This window comes from Blastococcus sp. SYSU D01042, from assembly GCF_054050515.1.
Genome location: NZ_JBJGZM010000004.1, coordinates 188,082 through 214,026 on the forward strand (window position 1 = coordinate 188,082; position 25,945 = coordinate 214,026).

Sequence of the window (25,945 nt, forward strand, 5' to 3'; positions counted from 1 at the left end):
TGCGCAAGCGGCGCGCAGAGCGGTCCCGGAGGAGCACCACGGGCGAGGAACCCGTACCGCTCACCTCGGGCTGAGGACGTCGAGCACGTGCCGCCGGATCTCGAGGTCCTCCCGGGCGGTGACAACGACGGTGCGCACCGGACCGCCCGGCTCGCTGATGTCCGCGTCGGTGCTCGCGCACCGGTTGCGCTCGCCCTCGACCGCCACGCCCAGGTGGGCGAGGCCGTCGGCCAGGGCCTGGCGCACCTCCCAGGAGTGCTCCCCCACCCCGCCGGTGACGACGAGGAGGTCCAGCCCACCGGTGGCCGCCGTGAGGGCCGCCGCCTCCCGGACGAGCCGGTGCCGGTAGACGTCGAAGGCGAGCACGCACGCCGGGTCGCCTGCGGCCCGGCCGGCCAGCACGTCCCGCAGGTCCCCGTCGGTGCCGGACAGACCCTTGAGGCCCGAGTGGTGCTCGAGCACGTCGGTCAGCTCCGCCAGCGGGACCCCGCCGTGCTCGAGCAGCCACAGCACGAGCCCGGGGTCCAGCGTCCCCGGCCGGGTGTTCATGACCAGGCCGGCCAGTGGCGTGAAGCCCATGGTGGTGTCCACCGAGCGCCCGCCCACGACGGCTGCCAGGGAGGCCCCGGCACCCAGGTGGCAGGTGACGGTCCGGAGGTCGGCGACCTCCCGGCCGACCAGTTCGGCGCCGCGACGGGCGGCGTAGGCGTGCGACAGACCGTGGAACCCGTACCGGCGCAGCCCCCACCGCTCGTTCCACTCCGCGGGGAGGGGGTAGGTGGCCGCGGCGGCCGGCATGGTCGCGTGGAAGCCGGTGTCGAAGCAGGCCACCGCCGGCACGTCCGGCAGCAGCTCCCGCACCGACCGCACCCCGGCCAGCGCGCGCGGCTGGTGGAGCGGTGCGAGGTGGCTGACCGAGTACAGGTAGGCGACGAGCACGTCGTCGACGACCACGGGATCCCGGTGCCGCGCACCGCCGTGCACGATCCGGTGTCCCACGGCGTCCACCGGGCCGCACGCGGCGAGGAAGTCCTCCAGCGGCTGCAGGTCCCCCTCCCCCCGCCAGCGCTGGACCGTCGTGGCCGCGGTCGCGCTGCCGTCGTCGTCCAGGCGGGTGAGCTTCAGGCTGCTGGAGCCTGCGTTCACGACGAGGACGTTCATCCCGCCTCCGGCTCGCGCAGCGGGCCCCCGCCGGAGGTGGCGGGCCCGGCCGCGCCGCTCCACTGCCAGTCGCGGATCCCGGGCAGGTCCTCGCCGTGGATGCGCACGTACTGGCGGTGCTCGGTGAGCTGGTCCCGCAGCCGATCCCGCGCGTGCGCACCGATGCTGGCGAGCCGGGGCACGCGGTCGATGACGTCGATGGCCAGGTTGTACCGGTCGATCCGGTTCATCACGCAGATGTCGAAGGGCGTCGTGGTCGTGCCCTCCTCGACGTAGCCCCGCACGTGGAAGTTCTCGTGGTTGCTGCGCCGGTAGGTGAGCCGGTGGATCAGCCAGGGATAGCCGTGGTAGGCGAAGATCACCGGCTTGTCGGTGGTGAAGTACGAGTCGAACTCGCGGTCGGAGAGGCCGTGGGGGTGCTGACGGTCGTCCTGCAGCCGCATCAGGTCGACCACGTTGACGACCCGGATCCGCAGGTCGGGGAAGAACCCCCGCAGGATCTCCACGGCCGCGAGGGTCTCCATGGTGGGGACGTCGCCGGCGCAGCCGAGGACGACGTCGGGGTCCTCCCCCGCGTCGGTGCTCGCCCACGGCCAGATGCCGATGCCCTTGGTGCAGTGCTCGACCGCGGCGTCGACGTCCAGGTACTGCAGCGCCGGCTGCTTGCCCGCGACGATGACGTTCACGTACTGCCGGGTGCGCAGGCAGTGGTCGGCCACCGACAGCAGGGTGTTCGCGTCCGGTGGCAGGTAGACGCGGATGACGTCGGCCTTCTTGTTCACGACGTGGTCGATGAAGCCGGGGTCCTGGTGCGAGAACCCGTTGTGGTCCTGCCGCCACACGTGCGAGGTGAGCAGGTAGTTCAGCGAGGCGATCGGCCGCCGCCACGGGATGCCGTTGGTGGTCTTCAGCCACTTGGCGTGCTGGTTGAACATCGAGTCGACGACGTGGATGAAGGCCTCGTAGCAGGAGAAGAACCCGTGCCGCCCGGTGAGCAGGTAGCCCTCCAGCCAGCCCTGGCACAGGTGCTCGGAGAGCACCTCCATGACCCGGCCGTCGGGGGCCAGGTGGTCGTCGCCGGGCCGGCGCTCGGCCATCCAGGCGCGGTCGGTGACGTCGAGCACGGCACCGAGCCGGTTGGAGTTGTTCTCGTCCGGCGAGAACAACCGGAAGGAGGTCGTGTTCTCCCGCATCACCTCGCGGAGGAACGTGCCCAGGACGCGGGTCGCCTCGACCGCCCCGGTGCCCGGGGCGGGCACCGGCACGGCGTGCTGCCGGAAGTCCGGCATGCGCAGGGGACGCAGCAGCTCACCACCGTTGGCGTGCGGGTTGGCGCTCATCCGCCTCGCGCCGGCCGGGTGGAGGTCCCGGACGGCGGGGACCGGGCTGCCGTTGTCGTCGAACAGCTCGTGGGGGCGGTAGCTGCGCAGCCACTGCTCCAGGACGGCGCGGTGGCCGTCGTCCTCGCGGGCGTTCTTGAACGGGACCTGGTGCGAGCGCCACGTCCCCTCCACCTGCAGCCCGTCGACGACCTCCGGGCCGGTCCACCCCTTGGGTGAGGCGAGCACGATCATCGGCCACCGCGGCCGGTCGGTGACGCCCTCCTCCCGGGCCCGTCGCTGGATCCCGGCGATCTCGTCGAGGCACCGGTCGAGCGTCGCGGCGAACTGCTGGTGCATCGCCGCTGGGTCGTCGCCCTCCACCAGGTAGGGCGCGTGGCCGTAGCCGCGCAGCAGCTCGAGCAGCTCCTCGCGCGGGATGCGGGCCAGCACCGTCGGATTGGCGATCTTGTATCCGTTGAGGTGCAGGATCGGCAGCACCGCCCCGTCGGTGCGCGGGTCGGCGAACTTGTTGGAGTGCCAGCTCGCGGCCAGCGGGCCGGTCTCGGCCTCCCCGTCGCCGATGACGGCGGCCACCACCAGGTCCGGGTTGTCGAACGCGGCCCCGTAGGCGTGCACGAGGGCGTAGCCGAGCTCGCCGCCCTCGTGGATCGAGCCCGGCGTCTCGGGCGCCACGTGGCTGGGGATGCCGCCGGGGAAGGAGAACTGCGTGAACAGACGCCGCAGGCCTGCCTCGTCCTGCGAGACGTCGGGGTACACCTCGCTGTACGTCCCCTCCAGCCACGCCGCGGCGACCGGTCCGGGCCCGCCGTGCCCCGGACCCATCACGTAGACCATGTCCAGGTCGCGCGCGGCTATGGCCCGGTTGAGGTGCGCGTAGACGAAGTTCAGCCCGGGCGTCGTCCCCCAGTGGCCGAGCAGCCGTGGCTTGATGTGCTCCGGTCGCAGCGCCTCGCGCAGCAGCGGGTTGCCCATCAGGTAGATCTGGCCGACGGACAGGTAGTTCGCCGCCCGCCACCAGGCGTCGACCGCCTGCAGTTCCCGCTCGTCGAGCGGACCGGTCAACGGCGCGGTGTCCTGCAGCAGCGAGTCCACTGACTTCGAGTCTCCGTCCCCTGGGATGACGTCCCGACGTGAGGTCGTGCCGGTCATGCGGTGCCCGTCTGCGACGCCGGCCACGCCTGGTTCCCGCCGGTTCCGCTGCGGACGACCGTCACCGGGCAGGGCGCGTGCCGGACGCACTGGTCGCTGACCGACCCGAGCAGCAGCCCGGCGAACCCGCCCAGCCCCCGGGCACCGACGACGAGGAGGTCCGCTCCCCCCGCTGCCTGCAGCAACCGGCGGGCCGCCGGCCCGTGCGTCACGTGGCAGGTGACGGTCAGCCCCTCAGGGAGGTCCTCCGCGGCGACGTGCGCGCGCAGCTCGTCGCGCACGGCCGTCTCGAAGTCGCGCAGCGGTGGGACGTACCCCGGTTCCCAGGACGGCGGCCGTGGGGCGGTCGTCAGGTGCCACGCCCGGACGACGTGCAGCTCCATGCCTGCTCGCGCGGCGAGCCGGGCGGCCCACACGACAGCCTCCTGGGCGCACCGGGATCCGTCGTGCCCGACCACGACCCCGCCGTCGACCGTGACCGACTCGGCGACCTCGTCCACCAGCGCCACGCTCCCCGCTCCTCCGCACCCGGGGACGCGTCGAGCGACCCTCTCCGCCACTGTGTCCGGTCACGGCCGTGGCGTCTCCGGGACCAAGGTCCCGTCCTCGCCGTCATCGGTCACGCGGAGGGCCGGCCTCGCCGGCGCGCCGGCCCGCGGCCCGGTGAGGGACGAGGAGGAGCACGGGCGCCGCCGGCTCGACCCCGGACCGCGGGAACGTCCGACGGTAGGACGCCACGGCCTCGTCGTAGCCGGGTTCACCGGCTGCGAGCCGTCGAGCGCTCGCGTCCCGCACCCGCCCACCGGATCGCACCGTGACCTGCTGCGGCGTCGTCGTGAAGTTCCGCCACCACGTCTTGGCGTCGTGCTGACCCGCCCTGACCACCAGGTCCGTGCCGGCTGGAGCCGCCATGACCGGCAGTTCGTACGCACGACCGGTCCGGCGGCCGGTGTAGCCGAGGAGCACCAGGTGCGACCCGAGCACCGCATGGGCCCTGCTCCGGCTGATGGCGCGGACGACGGGGTTGGCGACGTGGTTGCGCAGCCACACGTGAGCTCCTCGGTCGGCAGATCCGGTCGAGCGGCGGCATGGAGGTCCACCCCCGCGCGCGCACCGGCAGCTGTGCCGGTCCGAGGCACATGCTGGGCGGCCGACGGAGGCACCGGGGCGGGTCGGAGGTCCCGTGTCGTCCGACCTCCGACACCGGAGCCGTCAGCCACACGTGGCGGTCGCACGGTCGGGCTGCTCCCCCGGGTCTCCGCAGCTCGGGGGCCCGGGAGGCATCACGCCGAGGGTCCGGCGGCCGTGCGCGGCGGTGCGCGGCCCCCGTCACCCGCGGCGCCTGCGTGAGACCGTGCAGAACGGGTACGCAGGCTCCGGGTGCCTTCCCGCGCGTCGGCCCTCCCGCACCGGTTCTCAGCACGGGGAGACAGCAGCCTTGCACCGCACCGACACCTCGCAGCCGCACGGAGGCCTCGACCGGGCCCCCGATGGCGCCTCGCCGGGCTTCCGGCACGACGCCCTGGTGTACGCGGACGTCGACGAGCTGGTCGCCGTCGCCGCCCCGTGGCTGCTCGACGGCCTGGCGTGCGGCGACGGCGCGCTGATCGCGGCCGGGCCCGGGACCACCGGGCCGCTGTGCGACGCCGTCGGCGACGACCCGCGGGTGCTCGTCGTGGAGAGGCACGCCCTCTACCGGGCCCGCACACCCGCCGCGATCACCGCGTTCCGCCGCTTCGCCGACGAGCACGCAGCACCCGGCCGCCGGCTGCGCGTCGTCGGCGAGACCGACTACGGGACCACGGCCGCGGACTGGCGGGAGTGGCAGGCCTACGAAGCGGTGATCAACTCGGCCCTCGGTCCCTGGCCGCTGTGGGGCCTGTGCGTGTTCGACGCCGCGCTCCCCGAGCCGATCCTGTCCTCGGTGCGGCAGACCCACCCCCGGCTGGTCTCCGCCGCCGGCCGGGCCCCCAACGCCGACTTCCTCGACCCGGCCACCTACCTGCGCGGCCTCCCGGTGCCCGACGAGCCGCTCGAGGCCACGCCTCCGGACCTGGCCGACGACGACATCAGCGACCAGGCCGCGGTGCGCCGGGCCGTGCGCGGTCTGCTGGCCGGCGTCGACGGCCCGGCGGACCTGCTCGAGGACTTCCTCATGGCCGTCGACGAGATGACCTCCAACGCCGTCCGGCACGGCACCCCGCCGGCAGGGCTGCGGATGTGGACCGCGCCCGGCCGGCTGGTGGCCACCATCCGGGACTCCGGTTCCGGCCTCGAGGACCCGTTCGCCGGCTACGGGCCCGCGCACGGCGAGGACCTCTCGCACGGCGGCATGGGTCTGTGGCTGGCCCGGCAGCTGTGCGACCACGTCGCCATCCGCCGCGAGGCCGACGGCGTCACCGTCCGGCTGTCCACCGGCTGGAGCTGAGCGGCCGCCGCGTCCGGCCCCGGCTTGGAGCGCCGTTGGAGGGGGCCGGCGCACGGTCACCGGACCGGGCCCGCGCACGAGCGGGCCCAGCTCCGGAGGGACGACGATGACCCCGACCATCCCCGCAGCGCGCACGGGCGACGACGCGACGACCGGCGAGCGGCCCCCGGTGCTGGTCGTCGGCGCCGGCCCCGTCGGCCTCACCGCGGCCTGCGAGCTGGTGCGCCAGGGCGCCCGCGTCCGGGTGATCGACGCCGCGACCGCACCGACCGACCAGTCGCGCGCGGTCACGGTGCACGTGCGCACGCAGGAGCACCTCGCCGCGATGGGGGTGCTGGACCGGGTCGCGGCCGAGGCCGTCGCCATCGGCGCCTTCGAGCTGCACACCGGCCGCGACGCCGTGCAACGCGTCCGGGCGACCACCGAGCACCTGGACTCCCGGTACCGCGCCATGCTGGATCTGGCCCAGCCGCGCACCGAGGCGGTCCTGACCGACCTCGCCGGCGCGCTCGGCATCCGTCTCGAGCGCGGGGTCGTGCTGGACGACCTGACCCAGGACGAGGACGGCGTCACCGTCACCCTCACCTCGGCGGCCGGCACCACCGAGGAGCGCTACGCCTGGGTGGTGGGCACCGACGGCGGCCACAGCCGCGTCCGGTCGGCCGTCGGGACCCGCATCGAGGGCGTCTTCCAGGGACAGCACTTCCTCTTCGCCGACGTCGCCGCCGTCTCCGGGCCGTCCGCCGACACGGTCCGCATGTTCGTGCACCCCGACGGCATCTGCGGGGTGTTCCCGCTCCCCGAGGGGCGCACCCGGGTGGTCGCGCAGGTCGCGGCGCCCGGGCCGGGGCCGGCCCCGACGCTCGAGCTGACCCAGCGGCTCGTCGACGAGCGGACCGGCGGCCGGTGGCGGCTCGGCGACCCGCGGTGGCTCATCTGGTTCGAGGTGCACCACGGCCAGGTGCCGCAGTACCGCCACGGCCGGGTGCTCCTCGCCGGGGACGCGGCGCACATCCACAGCCCCGCCGCCGGCCAGGGCATGAACACCGGCATGCAGGACGCCGTCAACCTGGCCTGGAAGCTGGCCCTCGTCAGCACCGGCCGGGCGGACGCGCGGCTGCTCGACAGCTACCACGCCGAGCGGCACCCGGTCGGGGCCGCCGTCGTCCGCCAGACCGACCGGCTGACCAACGCCATGACCGCGTCGGGCCCCCTGGCCGCCGTCCGCGACGCCGCGCTGTTCCTCCTGGGCCACGTGCCCGCGGCCGGGGACCGGTTGGTGGCCACCCTGTCCGAGACCGGCATCGCCTACCGGGGCAGCCCGCTGGTCGAGGGCTCCGGCGCGCGCGGGGGGCACCTGCGGCCCGGCGACCACGCGCCCGACGTCCCCGGGCTCACCCGCCCCGACGGCAGCGCAGCCTGGATCGGCGACCTGCTGCGGCGGCCCGGGCACCTGCTGCTGACGACGACGAGCGATCCCGGTCTGGTGGACCGGCTGCGCACGGTGCTCGGCACCCTGGGCACCGTCGTGCCGGTCACCCGCAGCGCCGCCGGGGCGCCCGTGGACGCCCTCGTCGACGTCGACGGCGCGATCGCCCGGCGCTACGGCACCGGCCCGGCCGGCATGGCGCTCGTCCGGCCCGACGGCTACGTCGGGCTGCTCGCGGCGACGTCCGACCCGCGCACCCTCGCCGCCCACCTGACCGGCGCCCTCGCCGTCCGCACCGGAATCCCTGCGACGGCGTGAGAGGTGTGGCACGGTCCGGGGACGCCGCGCAGGTGCCGGCACCCGGCAGGACGGAGCTCATCGATGTGGTCGCAGGCGCTCAGCGGACCGTTCCGGTTCGAGCAGGTCGAGGTCCCCGCCCCCGACCCGGCCGCCCTGGCGCCCCGGCACGTGCTGCTGGCGACCCGCGCCGGTGCCATCTGCGGCAGCGACCTGCCCAACTTCCGGGGCGGGCTGTGGCCCCACCCGGCCGCCGAGGACGGCTGGGGCGCCACGCGGGCCCCGGGCTTCCCGCTGCACGAGATCGTCGGGGAGGTCGTCGCCAGCCGGCACCCCGACCACTCCCCCGGTGACCTCGTCGTCGGGTGGGCCTCGATGTTCGACGGCATCTCCGAGCTGGTGGTCACCGACGGCGACGGCCTGGCCGGCTACGACACGGGACTGCCGGCCACGACCGCCGTGATGCTGCAGCCGCTGGCCTGCGTGCTCTACGCCGTCGAGCAGCTCGGCGACGTCACGGGCAAGGCGGCCGCGGTGATCGGCCAGGGTCCCATCGGCCTGCTGTTCAGCCACGTGCTGAAGGCCCGCGGCGCCTCCCGGGTGACCGGCGTCGACCCGGTGGACCGCGCCGACGTCGCGCAGGTCTTCGGCGTGGAGGAGGTCGTGACCGCGCGCGCCGAGCGGTGGGCGAGCCGCATCTCCGACGCCGACCGGCCGTCGGTGGTCGTGGAGGCGGTGGGACACCAGATCTCCACGCTCCAGCCGGCGCTGGACGCCGTCCGCTTCGGCGGTCAGGTCTTCTACTTCGGCGTGCCCGACGACCCGATCTACCCGTTCGACATGATGACGTTCCTGCGCAAGAACCTGACCCTGCGCTCGGGCGTGGCCCTCGAGCGCCGCCGGGTCCTCGCCGACGCCGGCGCCTACCTGGCCGAGCACCCCGAGCTGCGGGAGGGCTACGTGAGCCACGTGCACCCGGTCGCCGACGTGCAGGCTGCCTTCTCCGCCGCCCTCTCCCCTCGCCCCGGGCAGCTGAAGATCGCCGTCGACATGACCTGACCCGGCGCGACGCTCGCGGACCGGTGTCCCGCACGCCCTCCGCTGGGTACGGTCGCGCGCGGAGGACGACCAGTGGACGGCACATCCCGGATCGACGCCCCGCCAGGGTCGGTGCCGCGCGTCCGATCGAACGGCGGCGCCCGCGTCGCCGTCTGGGTGCTGCACCTCGCCCTCCCGCTGCTGGGCTTGTGGCTGTTCCTCGCCCGCCCGGCCACGGACCTGCACTGGGAGCACCACTCGGGCCACTTCGGCCTGGTGGCCGGGACCGCGGGCCTCGCGGTGGTGCTGGGGTCGCTGGTCGGGGGTGCGGCCCGGCGCCGCGGCGACGCCCGGCTGCTGCTGGTGGCCCTCGTCTTCCAGGTGACCGCGGCCTTCCTCGGCCTGCACGCGCTGGCGACGCCGGCCGTGCTGGTCGACGCCCCCACGCCTGCCTTCACCGCCGCGACACCGGTCGGCCTGCTGCTGGGCGGGGTCGTGGCGGTGGTCTCGGCGGTCGAGTTCTCCCCCGCCGGCGCGGAGCGGCTCGTCCGGCGGCGGCGGGAGCTGGCCGCCCTGCCGTGGGTGCTGGTCGCGGCGTTCGCGGTGCTGTCGGCGACCTCGCTGCCCGCCGTGGACGCGCTGGTCGAGCGCCCGGACGCCGCGGCCACGCAGGTGCTCTTCGGAGTCGTGACGCCGGCGCTGTACCTGGCCGCGGCCGGGCTCTACCTGCGCGTCTACCGGCGCCGGCCCCGGGTGGTCCTGCTGTCGGTGCTCACCGCCTTCGCCCTGCTCGCCGAGGCCTCGGTCGCGGTCGTCTTCGGCCGCAACTGGCAGCTGTCCTGGTGGGAGTGGCACCTGCTGATGACCGCGGCGTTCGGCTTCATCGCCTACAGCGCCTGGGTGCAGTTCCGGCGCGAGGGCTCCGGCGGCGGCCTGTTCGACGCGGTCGCGCTGGACGGGACCGTGGCCGACCTCCGGCGGGACTACAGCTCGGCGCTGGAGGCCGTGGTCGAGGCCCTGCACGAGCGGGAGTCCGGCGGTGCGGGCAGCGAACGACCCCTGGGGGCGGTCACCGCGCGGCTGGCCGAGCGCTTCGACGTCACCGAGCAGCAGCTGGCCGTGCTCGAGCGCAGCGCCGAGGCGCTCCGCCACGAGCGCGAGCAGGCCCGACGGCTGGCCGCCCTCACCGACGTCGGCCGGGAGGCCCGGGTCATCCGCGAGGAGGCCGACCTGCTGGAACGGGTGCAGGCGCACACCCGGCGCGCGTTCGCCGCCGACGACATCTGGCTGGAGCTGCTGCGCGACGGGCAGCTGGTCGCCCTGGACGACGCGTGCGCGACGACGTCGGAGGGCCGCCGGCGCTCGGTCGAGGCGGCGGACCGGCTGGAGACGGTCCTCTCGCCCGACGGCGCCGACCTGGCGCTGCCGCTCGCCGTCAAGGAGCGGGCGGCCGGGGTGCTGCGCGCCCGGCGGTCGCGCGGCGCATTCCCCGAGGGCGACCGCGCGCTGCTGGCGTCCTTCGCCGGGCAGGCGGCGATCGCGCTGGAGAACGCGCGGCTCTACCACCAGCTCGACGGCCTGTTCCGGTCCTACATGTCCCCGGCGGTCGCCACGTCGCTCATCGCGGACCCGGACGCCGCGGGGCTGGGCGGCCGGACCGCCGAGGTGACCGTCCTCATGGCCGATCTGCGCGGCTTCACCTCCTTCGCGGAGCAGCACCCGCCGCACGAGGTCGTCGGGATGCTGAACACCTCCTACGGCGTCGTCGTGCCGGTGATCCTCGCCGCCGGGGGCACGGTCGTGCAGTTCGTCGGCGACGAGGTCATGGCGCTGTTCGGGGCGCCGGCGCGGCAGCCCGACCACGCGGTGCGGGCCGCCCGGGCCGCGCTGGACCTGCAGGACGCAGTCAGGACGGCGACCGCCGGCCGGCCCGACTGGCCGCGCTTCGGCGTCGGCGTCAACACCGGGCCCGCGCTGGTCGGCAACATCGGGGCCGAGCAGATGCGCACCTTCACCGCCATCGGCGACACGACCAACCTGGCGTCCCGGCTCCAGGGCCTCGCCGGACCGGGCGAGGTCGTCGTGGGACAGCGGACGGCCGACGCGCTCGGCGGGCGCGCGGTCGTGGAGGCCCGGGATCCGGTGCCGGTCAAGGGCAAGCGGGAGCCGGTGCCCTCGTGGCTGCTCCGCGGGCTGACCGGCTGACGGACGGCACGTCCGACGGGTGCTACCTGCTCCACCGCAGCGCGACGAGGACCGTGTCGTCCTTCCCACCGTCGGCCGTCAGCGCCTGCACGAGCTCGCCGACGTACTCGTCGAGCGGTTCCCCGTCGGCCGCGGTCGCGGCGTCGCGCAGCCGGTCCAGTCCCGTGTCGATCACCTCACGGCGACGCTCCACCAGCCCGTCGGTGAAGGCCAGCAGCGTGCCCCGCACCGGGAGCTGCACCTCGCTGACCGCCGGCGGGACCGGGGATTCGACACCGACCGGCGTCCCCACCCGGCAGTCCAGCCAGGTCGCCTGGCCGGCAGTGACGAGCAGCGGCGGGAAGTGCCCGGCGGAGACCAGCCGGAGCCGGCCGGCCGGCGCGTCGAGCTCCCCGATCAGCACGGTGGCGAACTGGTGGTCCGTGTCCACGTGCAGCAGCCGCTGCAGGTTCACCACCACCGCCGCGATGTCCTCGCCCTCGGACAGGTAGGCGCGCACGGCGAACCGCAGCGCGGCCATCGTGGTCGCCGCCGGCAGCCCACGGCCCGAGACGTCGCCGACGACGAAGACGCAGCAGCCGGGCGCCCGCGGGATCACGTCGAACCAGTCACCGCCGACGTCGAGCTCGTCGACGCCCGCGACGTAGCGCGCGGCGACCTCGAGACCGTCCAGGGCGGGCACGGCGGGCAGCAGCGCCTTCTGCAGGCTGCCGGCGATGCTCCGCTGCTGCTGGTACAGCCGGTCGTTGTCCACGGCCAGGCGCTCGGCGACCGCTCGTCTCCGCGACAGGGTCGCCACGCCGACGCCGCTCGCCAGTGCCAGCACGCCGCCGGAAGCGAGCACCAGCCACGGCAGCGCCGTGGAGAGCCCGCTGGTCAGCGACCGGGGTGCGGCGCCGACGACGGTGAGGACCGTGTCGCCGAACGGTACGGCGGCGGTCTCGGTGTCCCCGCCGATCGGCGCCGGCGTGGTGGACAGGAGCAGGCGGTCGCTCGCGACGGTCCCGCCCAGGTACACCGCGAAGCCCAGCCCTCCGAAGGCTCGGTCGTCCGGCGGGCTGGGCTGCGGGTCCGGCTGCACGACCGTCTCCGCGTAGACCACGAGTTCCGACCTGCCGTCTCCCGTGGCCAGCGCGAACGCCAGCCGAGCGGGTTCCCCGGGCAGGATCCCGGCCACCCTCAACCGCCCGTCCGGGGCGACCCCGGCGAAGAAGGGCGACGCCAGACCGCCTTCGGGCAGCCGTGGTTCCGCGCCCCCGGTCGCCAGCAGCTCGGCCGGCCCGTCGCCGACCCGCAGGAGGGACAGGGACGCGAACGGGCCGTCCGGGCCGGTCCGTGCCGCAGCGAAGCGCTGGAACGGCTCCGCGGCGGCATCGGTGGCCACGGCGAGCTGACCGGCGTCGTCCAGCTGCACCCGGAGCACGGACACGCCGGTCTCCAGCACCGTCGCCGCCTGCTCCACCTGCCGGTCCAGCAGCTCCCTGGCGGCGCTGGTCTCCACCCGCCAGGCCGCCCACGCCAGCACGGTCGTGACCACGAGCACGCCCACCGCGACGAGGGCGCCGAGCCGGCGAGGGGTGCGGATCATGGCGGACGGAGGCTACCGCTCCCGGTACCGCCGCGGTCGTGTCCGCGAGGGCCCGTCGCCCCCGGCCCCGGACGGCCGGTCGCGAGGAGCGAGCCGCGGACGGTGGCGGCGCCTGCCGGCGAGCGCGTACACGGCGACGACGGCGACCACCCCGGCGCCCATCCCGCCGAGCGTCCAGCGCAGGCCGACCTGGTCGGCGAGCAGGCCCAGCGGGAGCGCGGCGATGCCGAAGGCGCCGAAGCTGAGCATGACCAGGCCCTGCACCCGCCCCTGGTACTCCGGGTCGGTCAGGGCGAGGAGCTGGGACTGGTTGCTGGTCTGGAAGGCGAGCATGGCCGCGCCGACGGCGAGCAGCACGACCACCGCGACCCAGGCCTCGGGCGCGACCGCCAGCGAGCAGATGGCCAGGCCGAACAGGAGGCCGGCTCCCACGAAGACCCGCCTCCGCCGGACCCACTCGCCGCGCCGCCCCAGGAACAGGCCGGCCGCGACCCCGCCGACCGCCGACGTCGCCGACAGGACGCCGTAGCCGGCCGAGCCCAGCCCGAAGAGGTCGCTCGCGACCGTGGGCATGAAGGCCAGGTACGGCATCCCGAGCATCGTGACGCCGACGCCGCACCACACGAGGGCGTTCAGCTGGGCGTGCCCGCCGACGTAGCGCACGCCGTCGGCCAGCTCGCCGAGCGGGGACCGGCCCGAGGGCTCCCCCGGCCGCCCGGGCGGGAGGGCGGCGGTGAGGACCAGCCCCGCGACCGCCAGCACGGCGCTGAACAGGAAGATCGCCTCGATGCCCCAGGTCACCGCCCCGATCACCACGCCGGCCAGCGCGGGCCCGACCACCCGGTTCACCTCGGCGTTGACCAGCAGCAGCGAGACGGCCTGGGGCATCGACCCGCGCGGCACCAGCTCGGCGAGGAACGCCATCCGGCCCGGCCCGAACAGCGCGAAGCCCACGGCCTGCAGCACGCTGGCGGCGAGCAGCATCCAGTAGGCGATGACGTCGAGGACGACGGCCAGCCCGATCCCGGCGCTCGACACGGCCAGCAGGAGCACCGAGAGCTGGAGCACCAGCCGCTTGGGCAACCGGTCGGCGGCCACCCCGCCCCACGGCGTGGCCAGGAGGAGGGCCACCCCGAACGCCAGGAGGATCCCGCCGAGCGCGGCGTTGGACCCGGTCAGCTCGAAGGCCAGCCAGCCGCGGGCGATCGCCTGCGCCATGACGCCCAGGAAGACGGCGGCGGAGTTGAGGTAGAGGACCAGGAAGCTGCCGGTCCGCAGGACCGCCATCGCGCCGAGCGGTGCCAGGGGCTCCGCCGGCACCGGGGGGACGGTCCCGCCGGGGACCGGGACCGCGGGCACCGGTACCTCGGGCGATACCGGCGGCTGCACCGCAGCGGGCGCGCCCTGCCGGGCATGGGCGTCCGCGCTCACGACTCCTCTCGCCCGGCGCCCGACGCCAGCCCGGCCCGGAGCTCGTCGAGCGCCTTGCCGAGGCCGACGCGCGGCGCCCACCCCCACCGCTGCGCGCGGTCGGCGCGGAGCCGCCCGGTCCAGACCGGCTCGTCGGTCCACTCGGGCTCGACGCCCAGCGCGCCGGTCACCGTGCCGAGGTAGTCCCGCCACGTCGCCGGCTCGCCGGCCACGATGACCGCGGTCGTGCTCCCGGCCACCGGGCCCTGCTCGGGGTCGTCGGCCGTGGCGATCGCGCCCGTGGCGACGTCGGCGATCAGGGCCGCGAGGTCCTCGACGTGCACCCAGCTCCAGCTCTGCGCCGGGTTCGCCCGGCGCGCCCGCGCACCGGCGGCCACCGCCTTCGGCCGCAGGGTGTTCCACACCGAGGTGTCGCTCGCGCCCAGGATCGCAGGCGGGCGGACCAGCACGGTCGTCAGGCCGCCGACCTGCGCGAGCGCGGCGTCGGTGGCGTTCTTCGTGTCGGGGTAGTCGCCGCTGCCCTCGGGCGCCAGGGCGCCGTCCTCCGCGACGTCGCCGAGCCCCGGCGAACGGTCGTAGACCGCCGCGGTGGAGACGTGCACCAGCCGGGCCACCCCGGCGTCCCGCGCCGCGCGGGCCATGACGGAGGTGCCCTCGACGCCCACCCGGTGCTGCACCTCCCGGGAGGAGCCCATCGGGTGCACCGTCGTGACGACGGCGTCCGCACCCCGGGTCACCTCCCGGGCGACCTGCTCGTCGGCGAAGTCGCCGACGACCTCGGTCACCCCCTCGAGCACGGGGGCGGTACCGGCACGGCGGACGACGGCGCGCACCCGCGCCGAGCGGTCGGCGAGGGCACGGCACACCGCGCTGCCCACGAGGCCGTTGGCACCGGTCACGACGACGAGAGGAGTGGAGTCGGTCACAGGGGTCACCCTGCCAGCCCGACGCCCGGTCACGCCCCTCCGGCGCCCACCCGGTTGCCGCGGTCGGTCGCCCGGACGCGCACGGACTGCCCGATCGGGTCCCCGGCCGACAGCAGGTCGAGCAGCTCGTCGTCCCCGTCGTCGGTCCGGGCGAGGAACCGCCGGCCGTCGTCGGCGAGCCGGCCGACGACGATGCCGGTCCGCTCCCCCGCGCGGCCGTGCTTCACCGTGAACGTCTCGATCGTCGCCGCACCGTCGGCCCGCTCGGCCTGCGGCGGGGCCGGCCAGGCGTCGACCTGCGCCTGCAGCTCGCGGCTGCGGTCGGGCCGCCACCCGGCCGGCGTCGTCGAGTAGAGCCCGGCCGAGTACTTGCTGAGCATCCCGCCGTTGGCGCCGACGAACCCGTAGCTGCCCGGCGCCGTGCGCGCCCGCTGCACCGTCTCGGCGATGGCGTGCATGGAGTAGTTGTTCCCGGCACCGCCGAAGAAGGGCAGCCCGCCGGTGAGGGTGAGACCCCTCGGGTCGTCGGCCGACAGCCCGAGGCCGTCGGCGACGTTGCTGACCGCCACCGGGAAGCAGCTGTACAGGTCGAAGGTCGCGACCTCGTCGAGGTGCACGCCGGCCACCTCCAGCGCGTGCTGCGCGGCGAGCACCGAGGCCGGGCTGCTGCCGAGGTCGGCGCGGTCCAGCGGGTCCCGCTCGCGCAGGTCGGCGTGCCCGTGCAGGAACACCCAACGCTCCCGCGCGACGCCGAGCCGTTGCGCGGCCGCCACCGACATGAGCAGCACCGCCGCCCCCTGGTTCACCTGGTCCCGGGAGACCAGGTAGCGGGGGTAGGGATCGGCGATCGGCCGGTTCGCCGGGGTGGGGGTGACCAGTTCGACGGCGTCCCGCTCCACCGGCGCCGCGGCGTGCGGGTTGCCCGCGGCCACCCGGGTGAACGGGGCGAACAGCTCCCCCATCGCCCGGGCGTACTCCCCCCGCGGGACGCCGAGGCGCGCCCGGCGCGCGTTCTCGTACAGCGCGTACATCTCGGGCGCACCGGTGATCCCGTGGTCGGCCGCGTGCGGCGGGAACAACCCGTCGAGCGCGTAGCCGCGGTCCTCCAGGTCGCCCTCGACGTGCTCGGTGAAGTCGGGGCGGCCCTCCGCTCCGGCGAGGTGCCGGGCCGTGGAGATCGCCTCCGAGCCGAACAGGAGGACGACGTCGGCGCCACCGGCGGCGATCGTGGCTGCGAACTCGGTGACGAGGTGCTGCGGAGACTGGCCGCCGACCACCTCCAGGACGGCGCGGCGCGGTGCGGCGCCGATCCGGCCCGCGACCGAGCGGGGGTAGTTGTCCGACCTGCCCAGCGGGGCCCGCGCCCCGGGCGAGGAGATCTCGAACTGCCGCACGCCGGCGACCGTGTCCACGGCCGCGGCGACGGCGCCGGGTGCCACCCCGGTGTCGGCGAGCGCCTCGCGCGCGGCCTCGGCGGCCAGGTCGACCGGGGACAGGCCGCGGTAGCCCGGGGCGTCGATCCGCTCGGAGGACTGCCCCACGCCGACCAGCACCGGGGTCCGCGGGTCGAGCCCGCCGGGGGTCATCGCTGCTCGCCGGCCAGCAGCCGGCCCATCTGCTCGTGCACGGCCTGGATCGCCTGCAGCGGGCGGATCATGACCCGGAACTCGACGATCCGGCCGTCGTCGTCGCACCGGATGATGTCGACGCCGTTGACGTGCTTGCCGTCGACGCTCGTCTCGAACTCGAGCACCGCCGTGTCCCCGGAGAGGACCTGCTTCGTGTAGGTGAACGCCTCCCCCCCGCCGCCGAGCACCTGCGCGGCGCCCTGCAGGTACAGCGTCGTGACGGCCTTGCCGCGCTGCGGCGTGAAGACCACCGGCGAGTGGAAGACGACGTCCTCGGCGAGCAGGTCGTCCAGCCCACCGGGCAGCTCGCCTCGCACGAACCGGTGCCAGCGGGCGATCACGTCGTCGATCACGGAGCCTCCTCGTCGTCCCCGGCAGGCGCGGGCGCGCGCCCCCGGGACGGATCCTGCCCGCCGGGCCGGCTCCGCGGTGCACGGCCCCGTGCCAGCGGGCCGTGCCAGTGCCGGCGCAGGGCGAGGACCCGCACGACGAAGACCAGCCCCGCGACGACGGCCCCGACCGCCGGCCCGCGGACGTCGATCGTCCAGGCGACCCCGAACACCAGGGCGCCGGCCACCGCCGGGAGCGCGTAGAGCTCGGAGTCGGGGCGGACCAGCGCCGGCGGCTCGCGTGCGATGACGTCGCGCAGCACCCCGCCGCCGACGGCCGTCGTGACCCCGAGCAGGGCGGCCGCGACGGGTGCGAGACCGGCCTCGAGCGCCTTCTCCGTGCCGGCCACGCAGAACAGGCCCAGGCCGGCGGCGTCGAAGACGAGCAGCGGCCGCTCCAGCCGGGTGAAGCCGCGGTGCGCGACGGCGGTCAGCACGGCCGCGGTCAGGGCCACCACCAGGTAGGGCCACCGGGTGAACGCCGGTGGCGGTGTGTCGCCGAGCACCAGGTCGCGGAGGATGCCCCCACCCAGCGCGGTCACGACCGCGAGGACGGCGATCCCCACGACGTCGAAGTCGCGGCGGACCGCCATCAGCGCGCCGGAGACCGCGAAGGCGAAGACGCCGACCAGGTCGAGGATCTGCACGGGTCCTCCCGCCGGGGGGGCCGGGCGGCTCCGCCCCGGTACCGGGGCGGAGCCGTCCGGCGGACGGTGTCCGGTCAGCCGGCCGTCGCGCGGGCGGCCTCGTCGATCAGCCGCGCGACCGCCTCGGGCTGCGACACGGTGACGGCGTGCGAGGCGTCCACCTCGACGGCCTGCGACGACGCCCGCTGGGCCATGAACCGCTGGGCCTCGGCCGGGACGGCCAGGTCCTGCAGCGTGACGAGCGTCCAGGAGGGGATGGTCCTCCACGCCGCCCGCGTCGCCTTGTCCGCGAGGGCGTCGCCGGTGATGGGCCGCTGCGTGACGGCCATCAGCGCGGCGACGTCGGCCGGGACGTCGGCGGCGAAGATCGGCCCGAACTTCTCCTGGTCGATGTACAGGTCGTCCGCCATCTGCCCGTCGGCGCCGCGGACGGGCACCGGCTCCAGCGCCGTCCCCAGCTCGTTGCCCGGGTACTTCCCGGCCAGCTCGCCGGTGCTCTCCCCCTCGTCCAGCAGGAAGCTGGCCACGAAGACCAGCGCCCGGACCCGCGGGTGGCCGGCGGCCGCCTCGCTCAGGACGCTGCCGCCGTACGAGTGGCCCGCCAGGACGATCGGCCCGTCCACGCCGTCCAGGACGTCGCGCAGGTAGGCGGCGTCGCCGGCCAGGGACCGGAGCGGGTTGGCCACCCCGATCACCGGATAGCCCTCGGCCCGGAGCCGGGTGATCACGCCGTTCCAGCTCGACGAGTCGGCGAAGGCCCCGTGCACGAGCACGACGGTGGGCGTGTCCGTGCGGGGCGCTTGCGTGCTGCTGGTCATCGGTTCTTCCTCTCGGTCAGCGGGCGATCCGCATCGCCCGTCGGGGTGGGCATCGCTGCCGCTCGGCTGCAACGGATCCGATGTGCGATATATTGCATCCAGGCATACCGGTCCGGAGATCCTGAACCGTCCTTCCTCGTTCCGCTGACCCACCCGACCCAGGAGGCCGTCCCGTGCCCATCCCACCGACGGCTCCCGGGCTCGACCGCGGTCTGCTCCGCGACGACGTCTACCGCCGGCTGAGGGACGCGATCGTGGACGGGACGTTCGCCCCCGGGGAGCAGCTCAAGGACCTCGAGCTCGCGGCGTGGCTCGGGGTGAGCCGGACCCCCGTCCGCGAGGCCCTGCTGCGCCTGGCCCAGGGCGGTCTCGTCCTGTCCCGGCCGGGCCGGTCGACGGTCGTGAGCACGCTCGACGCCCGCGGGGTGCGGGACGCCCGCGACGTCGTCGCCGCCATGCACGAGCTCGCCGTCCGGGAGGCGGTCGCGTCCCTGGTCGACGAGGACCTGGCGGCGATGCGCGAGGCGAACACCCGGTTCGCCGCGGCGCTCGGCTCCGGCGACGTCGAGGCCGCGGTCCGGGCCGACGACGAGCTGCACGGCGTGCTCGTGCGCCTGGCCGGCAACCGCGCGCTGGAGACGGTGCTCGAGCAGTTCACGCCCACGGTGCGCCGGGCCGAGCGGTTGCGCTTCGCCTCCCTCACCGGCCGGGACTCGGTCCGGCAGCACGAGGAGCTGATCCGGCTGTGCGCCGCCGGCGACGTCGACGGCGCGGCCGCCGTCGCCTACGACACCTGGCACAGCCTCCCGAGCGACGGGGTCTGACGCCGCCTCAGCCGGCGGCGGCCTTCTCCAGCGCGCGCCGGGTGAGCAGCCGGGCGAGGTGGCGGCGGTACTCGGCGTCGGCGTGCATGTCCGCTCCCGGCGACGTCCCCTCGTCGGCGAGCGCCGCGGCCTCGGCGATCGAGGCGCCGCGCGCCAGCGCCTCCTCGGTCGCGGTCGCGCGGAGCACCGTCCCGGCCATGTTGGCCAGCGCGACCCGCCCGTCCACAGCGGCGGCCGCCACGATCGGCCAGTCGTTCTCCCGGCGGGTGAACTTCTCGTACCCCCACCCCGTGCTCCCGGTGCGCGGTACCCGCAGCTCCACGACCATCTCGTCCGGCTGCATCGCCGTCTCGAAGAAGCCGGTCCAGAACTCCGTCACCGGCACCTCGCGCCGCCCGCCGGGTCCCTGCAGGACGACCGTGCCGCCCAGCGCGAGCAGCGCGGTGGGCAAGTCGGAGGCGGGGTCGCTGTGCGCCGTCGTCCCACCGAGCGTGCCGCGGTGGCGGACCTGCGGGTCGCCGACCCGGCCGGCCACGTGCGGCAGCAGCGGCACCTCGGCGCGGGCCACCTCGTTGCGCTCGAGCTCGAAGTGCCGGGTACCGGCGCCGATGGCCACCTGGTCGCCCTCCACGCGCACGTAGGACAGCTCCGGGATGCCGCTGATGTCGACGAGCACGGCGGGCACGGCCAGCCGCAGCTTCATGATGGGCAGCAGCGAGTGCCCGCCGGCCAGCAGCTTGGCGTCCTCGCCGTGCTCGGTGAGCGCGGCCAGCGCCTCGTCCACGGAGCGGGCCCGCAGGTAGTCGAACGGCGCGGGGATCACGCGTCGGTCCCCCGCGGCAGCCGGCCCGCCGCCGGCCCGGCCTGGGCCGCGACCTGCACCGCCCGGACGATGTTGTGGTAGCCGGTGCACCGGCAGAGGTTGCCCTCCAGCCCCTCACGGACCTCGCGGTCGCTCGGCTCGGGGTTGCCGGCCAGGACGCCGATCGCCGCCATGACCATGCCGGGCGTGCAGAACCCGCACTGGAGCCCGTGCTCGGCGCGGAAGGCCGCCTGCACCGGGTGCAGCTCGCCATCGGGACCGGCCAGCCCCTCCAGCGTGGTCACCTGCGCAGCGTCGGTCTGGACGGCCAGCACCGTGCAGCTCTTGACGGTGAGCCCGTCGACCGCGACCGTGCACGCCCCGCAGGAGGTCGTGTCGCAGCCGATGTTGGTCGCCTTCAGCCCGCACACCTCCCGCAGGTAGTGCGCGAGCAGCAGCCGGGGCTCGACGTCGTCGGTGCGCTGCTCACCGTTGACGGTGATGGAGACCTGCATGGGACGCCCCTCTGCCTGACGGTGGTGATCGAGGTCTACACCGTGCGGGCTGCCCACACCACGGGACACCCCCGTGCCGGAGCCGTCCCGCGTGTCCTGCCTTGCACCTCGGCACGATGGGTGCCACGTTCCGGTCATGGCGATCACGGGCACGACGAGCGACGCGCTGCCCGGCGGCAGCATCCTGGGCACGCGGGTGCTGCGCAGCGAGGACCCCGGCTTCCTGACCACCGGCGCGGTGTACACCGACGACCTGGTCGACGAGCGGCTGGCCGGCGCGGTGCACGTGACGTTCGTGCGCTCGCCGGTGGCGCACGCCCGCATCACGTCGATCGACACGTCGGGGGCCGCCGGGATGCCGGGCGTGGTCGCCGTCCTCACCGCCGACGACCTCGACGCGCCGGAGCAGCGGCCGGCCATGCCGATGTACCCGAAGCCCATGGTGCAGCCGCTGCTGGCCCGCGACGTCGTGCGCTTCGTCGGCGAACCGGTCGCCGTCGTCCTCACCGAGGAGGCCTACCAGGGCGAGGACGCCGCGGAGCTGGTGTCGGTCGACTACGACCCGCTGCCTGCCGTCGTCGACCCCGAGGAGGCGCTGGCCGGCGACGTCCTGCTCTTCCCGGAGGCCGGCACCAACGTCTGCTTCGCCCGGCCGGCGGCCGCCGTGGCCGCCGCCCCGGGAGAGGACCTCGACGCCGCCGAGGGGGCCACCGACGACGGTGCCGCCGCGGCCGCGGACGCCTTCGCCGACTGCGAGGTCGTGGTCTCGCAGCGGGTGCTCAACCAGCGCGTGGCGGTGGCGCCGCTGGAGGTGCGCGCCGCTGCGGCCGCCTGGGGCGAGGACGGCCGCCTCACGCTGTGGATGCCCAACCAGGGTGCGCAGGGCAGCAAGCGCGCGGCGCGCCGGATGCTGGGTCTGAAGGACCCCGACCTGCGGCTGATCACCCCGGACGTCGGCGGGGCGTTCGGCGCGAAGTTCGGCGCCGACCCGGAGCACGTCGTGGTCGCGCTGGCCGCCCGCGCCGTCGGCCGGCCGGCCACCTGGGTGGAGACGCGCTCGGAGAACATGGTCGCGATGACCCACGGGCGGGGTCAGGTGCAGACGGTCACCATCGGCGGGGACCGGGACGGCCGGATCCGGGCCTACCGGCTGCACGTCCTCCAGGACAGCGGCGCCTACCCGAAGATGGGCGCGCTGCTGCCCTCGCTGACCCTGCTGATGGCGCCGGGCGTCTACGACATCCCGGTGCTCGAGACCTCGTTCGAGAGCGTGGTCACCAACACGACGCCGATCGGCGCCTACCGCGGGGCGGGCCGGCCGGAGGCGACGGCGGCGATCGAGCGGGCCGTGGACCTGTTCGCGGCCGAGATCGGGATGGACCCCGCCGAGGTGCGGCGGAGGAACCTGGTGGCCCCCTTCACCGAGCCGTGGATGAGCAAGGGCGGCGCGCTCTACGACTCCGGCGACTACCCGGCCGCCCTGGATGCGGTGCTCGAGGCGGCCGGCTACGCGGAGCTGCGCGCGGAGCAGGCGGCCCGGCGCCAGCGGGGCGACGTCCGCCAGCTGGGCATCGGGTTGTCGGTGTACGTGGAGATCACCGGAGCGGGCTCGGAGGCCGGGGACCCGCACGAGAACGCGACGATCGAGGTCCACCCGGACGGCTCGGCGACCATCCTCACCGGCACCTCGCCGCACGGCCAGGGCCACGCGACGGCGTGGGCGATGCTGGCCAGCGAGGAGCTGGGCATCCCGGTCGAGCGGATCACCGTCCGGTGGGGCGACACCGACCTCGTGCCCGAGGGTGGCGGCACCGGCGGCTCGCGGAGCCTCCAGCAGGGCGGCTCGGCGGTGCGGCAGGCCGCCGGTGAGCTGGTCGAGCTGGCCCGGCAGCGGGCCGCCGAGGCGCTGGAGGTGGACCCCGCCGACCTGGTGGTCGACAGGGAGAACGCCGGCCTCCGCGTCGCCGGCGTCCCGGGCGCGGGCGTCACCTTCGCGGCGCTCGCCGAGCAGGAGCGGCTGTTCGTCCGCAGCGTCTTCACCGCACCGGGCGCCACCTACCCGTTCGGCGCCCACGTCGCCGTCGTCGAGGTGGACGTCGAGTCGGGCAAGGCCGACCTCGTGCGGCTGGTCGCGCTCGACGACGCCGGGGTGATCATCAACCCGCTGCTCGCCGAGGGCCAGCGCCACGGCGGGCTGGCCCAGGGCGCGGCGCAGGCGCTGCTGGAGGAGGTCCTCTACGACCCCGACGGCAACCCGACGACGTCGACCTTCGCCGACTACCCGATCGTCTCGGCCACCGAGCTGCCCTCGTTCGAGCTGGTGCCCAGCGAGACGCCGACCAGCTACAACCCGCTCGGCGCCAAGGGCATCGGCGAGGCGGGGACCATCGGCGCCACCCCGGCGGTGCACAACGCCGTCGTCGACGCCGTGTCCCACCTCGGCGTCCGGCACGTCGACATGCCCACCACCCCGATGCGCATCTGGCGGGAGCTGCAGCGGGTCGGCGGCGCGGGCTGACCGGTCAGCGCAGCCGGTAGCTCCAGCGGTAGGTGCCCGGCCCGATGCGGTGCGGTGCGCTGACGTCGGGCCCGACCGCACCGGTGCCGACGCCCCGGTGCCGGGCGTCGATCCACAGGTAGGCGTGGTCCCGCGCCGGCAGGTCCTCGAGGTGACCGGCCGCGGCCAGCTCCTCGTCGGTCCAGCGGCTCACGGTGACGTCGAGGTCGTCGAGCCCGTCGACGGTGAGCACGACCGCGCCGTCGGCGTCCAGGAAGCGCAACCAGCGCACGCCGGTCCGGTTGCCGCTGGCCTGCGGGTGCACGTAGGGCACCGGCCAGTCGTCGACCGCCGTCCGCCAGCGCCCGACCGTCGTCCCGGCCCGGCGGTCGCTGTAGTTCTCGTGCGGCCCCCGGCCCAGCCAGTCGACCGCCACGACCTCGGGCGGCAGCTCGAGCCGGACCCCGACGCGCGGGATGTCGTCCCACCCGTCGGGGACGGTCACCTCGTGGGTGATCCGGTCACCCTCGGTCTGCGTGCGCAGCTCGATGCGCTCGTGCGCCGTGGGCAGCCCCAGCTCCTCCCACCGCGCGGCGTGCCGCGGCCCGAAGGTCTCGTTGTCGATCGGCGCCCGCCACAGCGCGAGCCGGGTCGGCAGGCTCACCCGCGACGGCGGCCCGGGCAGCGCGGCGTCCTCCGAGCGGGCCATCTCCACCTGCCACGACGCGACCTCCCCGACCCGGAGCCCGAGGTGGGCGACCTGGCGGCCGTGCAGCCGGAGCGGCGGCACGGGCACCCGGACCTCCGCCGTCGCACCGGGGGCGAGCGGGATGCGGCCGAGCGTGCCGGACGCGATCTCCTCGCCGTCGACGGAGACCGCCCAGTCGACGTCCGCGACGTCGGCCAGATCGGTGAAGTCGTGCTCGTTCGTGAGCCGGACTCCCCCTCCCCCGGTCCACGCGAAGCGCACCGGCTGCAGCACGTGCGCGAGCTCGAGCAGGGACGGGTGCGGGGTGCGGTCGGCGGCGACCACGCCGTTGAGGCAGAAGGGCCCGTCGTGCGGCTCGTCGCCGAAGTCACCGCCGTAGGCCAGCCGCTCGGTGCCGTCGGGCAGCCGCTGGACCAGCGCCTGGTCGACCCAGTCCCAGACGAAGCCGCCCTGGAGTCCGGGATGCTGCCGGATCGCCGCCCAGTACCGGTCCAGGTCGCCGCCGGAGTTGTTCATCGCGTGCGCGTACTCGCACATGACCAGCGGCCGCTCGGGCAGCGCGGCCGTCGCCCACTCCTCCAGGTCCTCGACCGAGGGGTACATGGGCGGGACGACATCGGTCTCCCGGCGCGGGGTGCGCCAGGACTGCGGCGGGGTCAGCCCGGCCGTGAGCGCGCCGTCGAGGTAGCCGTTCTCGTAGTGCACCGGACGCGTGGGGTCGTAGGCCCGCAGCCATGCGGCGGCGGCGTCCAGGATCGGCGCCCAGCCGCTCTCGTTGCCCAGCGACCACATGACGACGCTCGGGTGGTTCTTGTCGCGCAGCGCCATGCGCGAGACCCGCTCCAGGACCGCCGGGCCCCACTCGCTCGACGTCAGCAGGGAGCGCATCCACGCGTGCGTCTCGAGGTTCGCCTCGTCGACGACGTACATGCCGAGCTCGTCGCAGACGTCGTAGAGGTAGGGGTCGTTCGGGTAGTGCGAGGTCCGCACCGCGTTGAGGTTGTGCGCCTTCATCAGCTCGACGTCCCGGCGCATCGACTCCCGGCTGACGGTCTTGCCGGTGCGCGGGTCGTGGTCGTGCCGGTTGACGCCCTTGATCAGCACGGCCTTCCCGTTGACCAGCAGCTCGTGACCGCGCACCTCCACCCGGCGGAAGCCGACGCGCAGGCGCACGGCGTCCAGCAGGCCACCGTCGGCGTCCACCAGCTCGACCCGGAGGTCGTGCAGGTGCGGGTGCTCGGCCGACCACGCCGCCACCTCACCGACGTCGGCGGACACCGTCGCCCCGCGGCCGGTGAACCGGTAGGCATTGACCACGACGTCGGTCCGGTGCTCCCAGCGGGCCGGGGCCTGCCCGACCGGCGCCCCGTCCAGGTGCACCCGGATCTGGGCGCCGTCGCTGCGCGCCTCGCCGGTCGTGGCGTGCACGGTGAGCCGGCCGGCGCCGGTCGCGGGGTCGAGGTCGGCGACGGCGCGGACGTCGGAGAGGTGGACCTGCGGGGTGCGGTAGAGCAGCACGGAGCGGTGCAGCCCGGCGTGGTACCAGTGGTCCTGGTCCTCCAGGTAGCTCGCCGCCGACCACCGGACGACGGTGAGCACCAGCTCGGCCGGCCGGCCGGGGGTGACGACGTCGGTGAGGTCGAACTCCTGGCCCAGCCGGGAGTCGGTGCCCATGCCCACCGCCACGCCGTCGACCGCGACGTACAGCACGGAGTCCGCGCCGCCCACGTGCAGCACGACCCGCGACCCCTGCCAGTCCGCCGGCACGTCCACCCGCCGCCGGTAGACCCCGGTCGGGTTCGCCACCGGGACCTGCGGCGGCGGGCCGGGGAAGGGCATCTGGATGTTGGTGTACTGCGGCGGGTCGCCGACGTCCTGCATCGTCCAGCACCCGGGCACCTCCACGGTTGCCTCGTGGCGGACGCCGCCGCCGGGGCGGTCCAGCAGGGTGAACGACCACGGCCCGTCCAGCGGCAGCACGTCGGCGCCCTCGCGGAGGAAGGTCGTCATCGGCAGCCGGTTGAGGGCCACCGCCTCCGGACGGGTCCAGCTGCGCGCGGGGAACACCGTGCCGGGATGCGTCATGGCGGGACGGTATCCACCGGAGGTGCCCTGCCGGCA

General features: G+C 75.3%; 20 protein-coding genes. 6 read left to right on the forward strand and 14 right to left on the reverse strand.

Features of this window, described 5'->3' with window-relative positions; all coding sequences use genetic code 11:
- Positions 1-60: 60 nt before the first annotated feature.
- From ACI79H_RS09835 to ACI79H_RS09850, 4 genes are all read right to left on the reverse strand, one after another.
- Positions 61-1,161, reverse strand: coding sequence for an acetate/propionate family kinase (locus ACI79H_RS09835; protein WP_456554192.1), 1,101 nt, complete (start codon positions 1,159-1,161; stop codon positions 61-63).
- Positions 1,158-3,596: a phosphoketolase family protein gene (locus ACI79H_RS09840; RefSeq protein WP_456554193.1), complete on the reverse strand. Its 2,439-nt coding sequence runs from the start codon at positions 3,594-3,596 to the stop codon at positions 1,158-1,160. The genes ACI79H_RS09835 and ACI79H_RS09840 overlap by 4 nt, the downstream gene beginning before the upstream one ends.
- Before the next feature lie 53 nt (positions 3,597-3,649).
- Entirely contained in the window at positions 3,650-4,162 is a 513-nt protein-coding gene (locus tag ACI79H_RS09845) for a universal stress protein (RefSeq protein WP_456554194.1), read from the reverse strand.
- A 103-nt stretch (positions 4,163-4,265) separates the two neighbouring features.
- The gene (locus ACI79H_RS09850; RefSeq protein WP_456554195.1) at positions 4,266-4,703 is read right to left on the reverse strand and encodes a nitroreductase/quinone reductase family protein; all 438 of its coding nucleotides are present in this window, start codon (positions 4,701-4,703) and stop codon (positions 4,266-4,268) included.
- Between the two features lie 388 nt (positions 4,704-5,091).
- On the opposite strand from ACI79H_RS09850, the gene ACI79H_RS09855 reads away from it, so the two are divergent.
- From ACI79H_RS09855 to ACI79H_RS09870, 4 genes are all read left to right on the forward strand, one after another.
- A complete protein-coding gene (locus tag ACI79H_RS09855; protein WP_456554196.1) occupies positions 5,092-6,081 on the forward strand; it encodes an anti-sigma factor RsbA family regulatory protein in 990 nt (329 codons plus the stop codon).
- A gap of 106 nt (positions 6,082-6,187) precedes the next feature.
- Positions 6,188-7,828: an FAD-dependent monooxygenase gene (locus tag ACI79H_RS09860; RefSeq protein ID WP_456554197.1), complete on the forward strand. Its 1,641-nt coding sequence runs from the start codon at positions 6,188-6,190 to the stop codon at positions 7,826-7,828.
- A 63-nt stretch (positions 7,829-7,891) separates the two neighbouring features.
- Positions 7,892-8,866 carry a zinc-binding dehydrogenase gene (locus tag ACI79H_RS09865; protein WP_456554198.1) on the forward strand — a complete coding sequence of 325 codons (975 nt, stop codon included), beginning with the start codon at positions 7,892-7,894 and terminating at the stop codon, positions 8,864-8,866.
- Positions 8,867-8,977: 111 nt separating this feature from the next.
- Positions 8,978-11,050 carry an adenylate/guanylate cyclase domain-containing protein gene (locus tag ACI79H_RS09870; protein WP_456554199.1) on the forward strand — a complete coding sequence of 691 codons (2,073 nt, stop codon included), beginning with the start codon at positions 8,978-8,980 and terminating at the stop codon, positions 11,048-11,050.
- Positions 11,051-11,072: 22 nt separating this feature from the next.
- Here ACI79H_RS09870 and ACI79H_RS09875 read toward each other — a convergent pair whose 3' ends face one another.
- The 7 genes from ACI79H_RS09875 to ACI79H_RS09905 form a co-directional block, all read right to left on the reverse strand.
- Positions 11,073-12,638, reverse strand: coding sequence for a PP2C family protein-serine/threonine phosphatase (locus tag ACI79H_RS09875; RefSeq protein WP_456554200.1), 1,566 nt, complete (start codon positions 12,636-12,638; stop codon positions 11,073-11,075).
- A 12-nt stretch (positions 12,639-12,650) separates the two neighbouring features.
- Positions 12,651-13,958, reverse strand: coding sequence for an MFS transporter (locus tag ACI79H_RS09880; RefSeq protein ID WP_456554201.1), 1,308 nt, complete (start codon positions 13,956-13,958; stop codon positions 12,651-12,653).
- 107 nt (positions 13,959-14,065) lie between these two features.
- Positions 14,066-14,995 (reverse strand): NAD-dependent epimerase/dehydratase family protein, encoded by a 930-nt coding sequence (locus tag ACI79H_RS09885; protein ID WP_456554202.1) that lies wholly within the window; start codon positions 14,993-14,995, stop codon positions 14,066-14,068.
- Positions 14,996-15,024: 29 nt separating this feature from the next.
- Positions 15,025-16,581 (reverse strand): acetyl-CoA acetyltransferase, encoded by a 1,557-nt coding sequence (locus tag ACI79H_RS09890; RefSeq protein ID WP_456554203.1) that lies wholly within the window; start codon positions 16,579-16,581, stop codon positions 15,025-15,027.
- A complete protein-coding gene (locus ACI79H_RS09895) occupies positions 16,578-16,976 on the reverse strand; it encodes a nuclear transport factor 2 family protein (protein ID WP_456554204.1) in 399 nt (132 codons plus the stop codon). The genes ACI79H_RS09890 and ACI79H_RS09895 overlap by 4 nt, the downstream gene beginning before the upstream one ends.
- Positions 16,973-17,659, reverse strand: a complete 687-nt coding sequence (locus ACI79H_RS09900; protein ID WP_456554205.1) for a trimeric intracellular cation channel family protein — start codon at positions 17,657-17,659, stop codon at positions 16,973-16,975. The genes ACI79H_RS09895 and ACI79H_RS09900 overlap by 4 nt, the downstream gene beginning before the upstream one ends.
- Positions 17,660-17,733: 74 nt before the next feature.
- A complete protein-coding gene (locus ACI79H_RS09905; protein WP_456554206.1) occupies positions 17,734-18,477 on the reverse strand; it encodes an alpha/beta fold hydrolase in 744 nt (247 codons plus the stop codon).
- A 173-nt stretch (positions 18,478-18,650) separates the two neighbouring features.
- Here ACI79H_RS09905 and ACI79H_RS09910 point away from each other — a divergent pair, with 173 nt between their 5' ends.
- Positions 18,651-19,301, forward strand: coding sequence for a GntR family transcriptional regulator (locus ACI79H_RS09910; protein ID WP_456554207.1), 651 nt, complete (start codon positions 18,651-18,653; stop codon positions 19,299-19,301).
- Positions 19,302-19,308: 7 nt separating this feature from the next.
- Here the strand turns inward: ACI79H_RS09910 and ACI79H_RS09915 are convergent, their stop codons facing one another.
- Positions 19,309-20,124 carry an FAD binding domain-containing protein gene (locus ACI79H_RS09915; protein WP_456554208.1) on the reverse strand — a complete coding sequence of 272 codons (816 nt, stop codon included), beginning with the start codon at positions 20,122-20,124 and terminating at the stop codon, positions 19,309-19,311.
- A complete protein-coding gene (locus tag ACI79H_RS09920) occupies positions 20,121-20,618 on the reverse strand; it encodes a (2Fe-2S)-binding protein (protein WP_456554209.1) in 498 nt (165 codons plus the stop codon). The genes ACI79H_RS09915 and ACI79H_RS09920 overlap by 4 nt, the downstream gene beginning before the upstream one ends.
- A gap of 136 nt (positions 20,619-20,754) precedes the next feature.
- On the opposite strand from ACI79H_RS09920, the gene ACI79H_RS09925 reads away from it, so the two are divergent.
- Entirely contained in the window at positions 20,755-23,136 is a 2,382-nt protein-coding gene (locus tag ACI79H_RS09925) for a xanthine dehydrogenase family protein molybdopterin-binding subunit (RefSeq protein ID WP_456554210.1), read from the forward strand.
- A gap of 4 nt (positions 23,137-23,140) precedes the next feature.
- On the opposite strand, the gene ACI79H_RS09930 is transcribed toward ACI79H_RS09925, so the two are convergent.
- Positions 23,141-25,909 carry a glycoside hydrolase family 2 TIM barrel-domain containing protein gene (locus tag ACI79H_RS09930; protein WP_456554211.1) on the reverse strand — a complete coding sequence of 923 codons (2,769 nt, stop codon included), beginning with the start codon at positions 25,907-25,909 and terminating at the stop codon, positions 23,141-23,143.
- Positions 25,910-25,945 lie beyond the last annotated feature (36 nt).

Coding starts and splice junctions, on each gene's coding strand:
- ACI79H_RS09930 (WP_456554211.1), bottom strand. CDS start 25,909: ATGACGCATCCCGGCACGGTGTTCCCCGCGCGCAGCTGGACCCGTCCG.
- ACI79H_RS09925 (WP_456554210.1), top strand. CDS start 20,755: ATGGCGATCACGGGCACGACGAGCGACGCGCTGCCCGGCGGCAGCATC.
- ACI79H_RS09875 (WP_456554200.1), bottom strand. CDS start 12,638: ATGATCCGCACCCCTCGCCGGCTCGGCGCCCTCGTCGCGGTGGGCGTG.
- ACI79H_RS09905 (WP_456554206.1), bottom strand. CDS start 18,477: ATGACCAGCAGCACGCAAGCGCCCCGCACGGACACGCCCACCGTCGTG.
- ACI79H_RS09890 (WP_456554203.1), bottom strand. CDS start 16,581: ATGACCCCCGGCGGGCTCGACCCGCGGACCCCGGTGCTGGTCGGCGTG.
- ACI79H_RS09860 (WP_456554197.1), top strand. CDS start 6,188: ATGACCCCGACCATCCCCGCAGCGCGCACGGGCGACGACGCGACGACC.
- ACI79H_RS09865 (WP_456554198.1), top strand. CDS start 7,892: ATGTGGTCGCAGGCGCTCAGCGGACCGTTCCGGTTCGAGCAGGTCGAG.
- ACI79H_RS09920 (WP_456554209.1), bottom strand. CDS start 20,618: ATGCAGGTCTCCATCACCGTCAACGGTGAGCAGCGCACCGACGACGTC.
- ACI79H_RS09835 (WP_456554192.1), bottom strand. CDS start 1,161: ATGAACGTCCTCGTCGTGAACGCAGGCTCCAGCAGCCTGAAGCTCACC.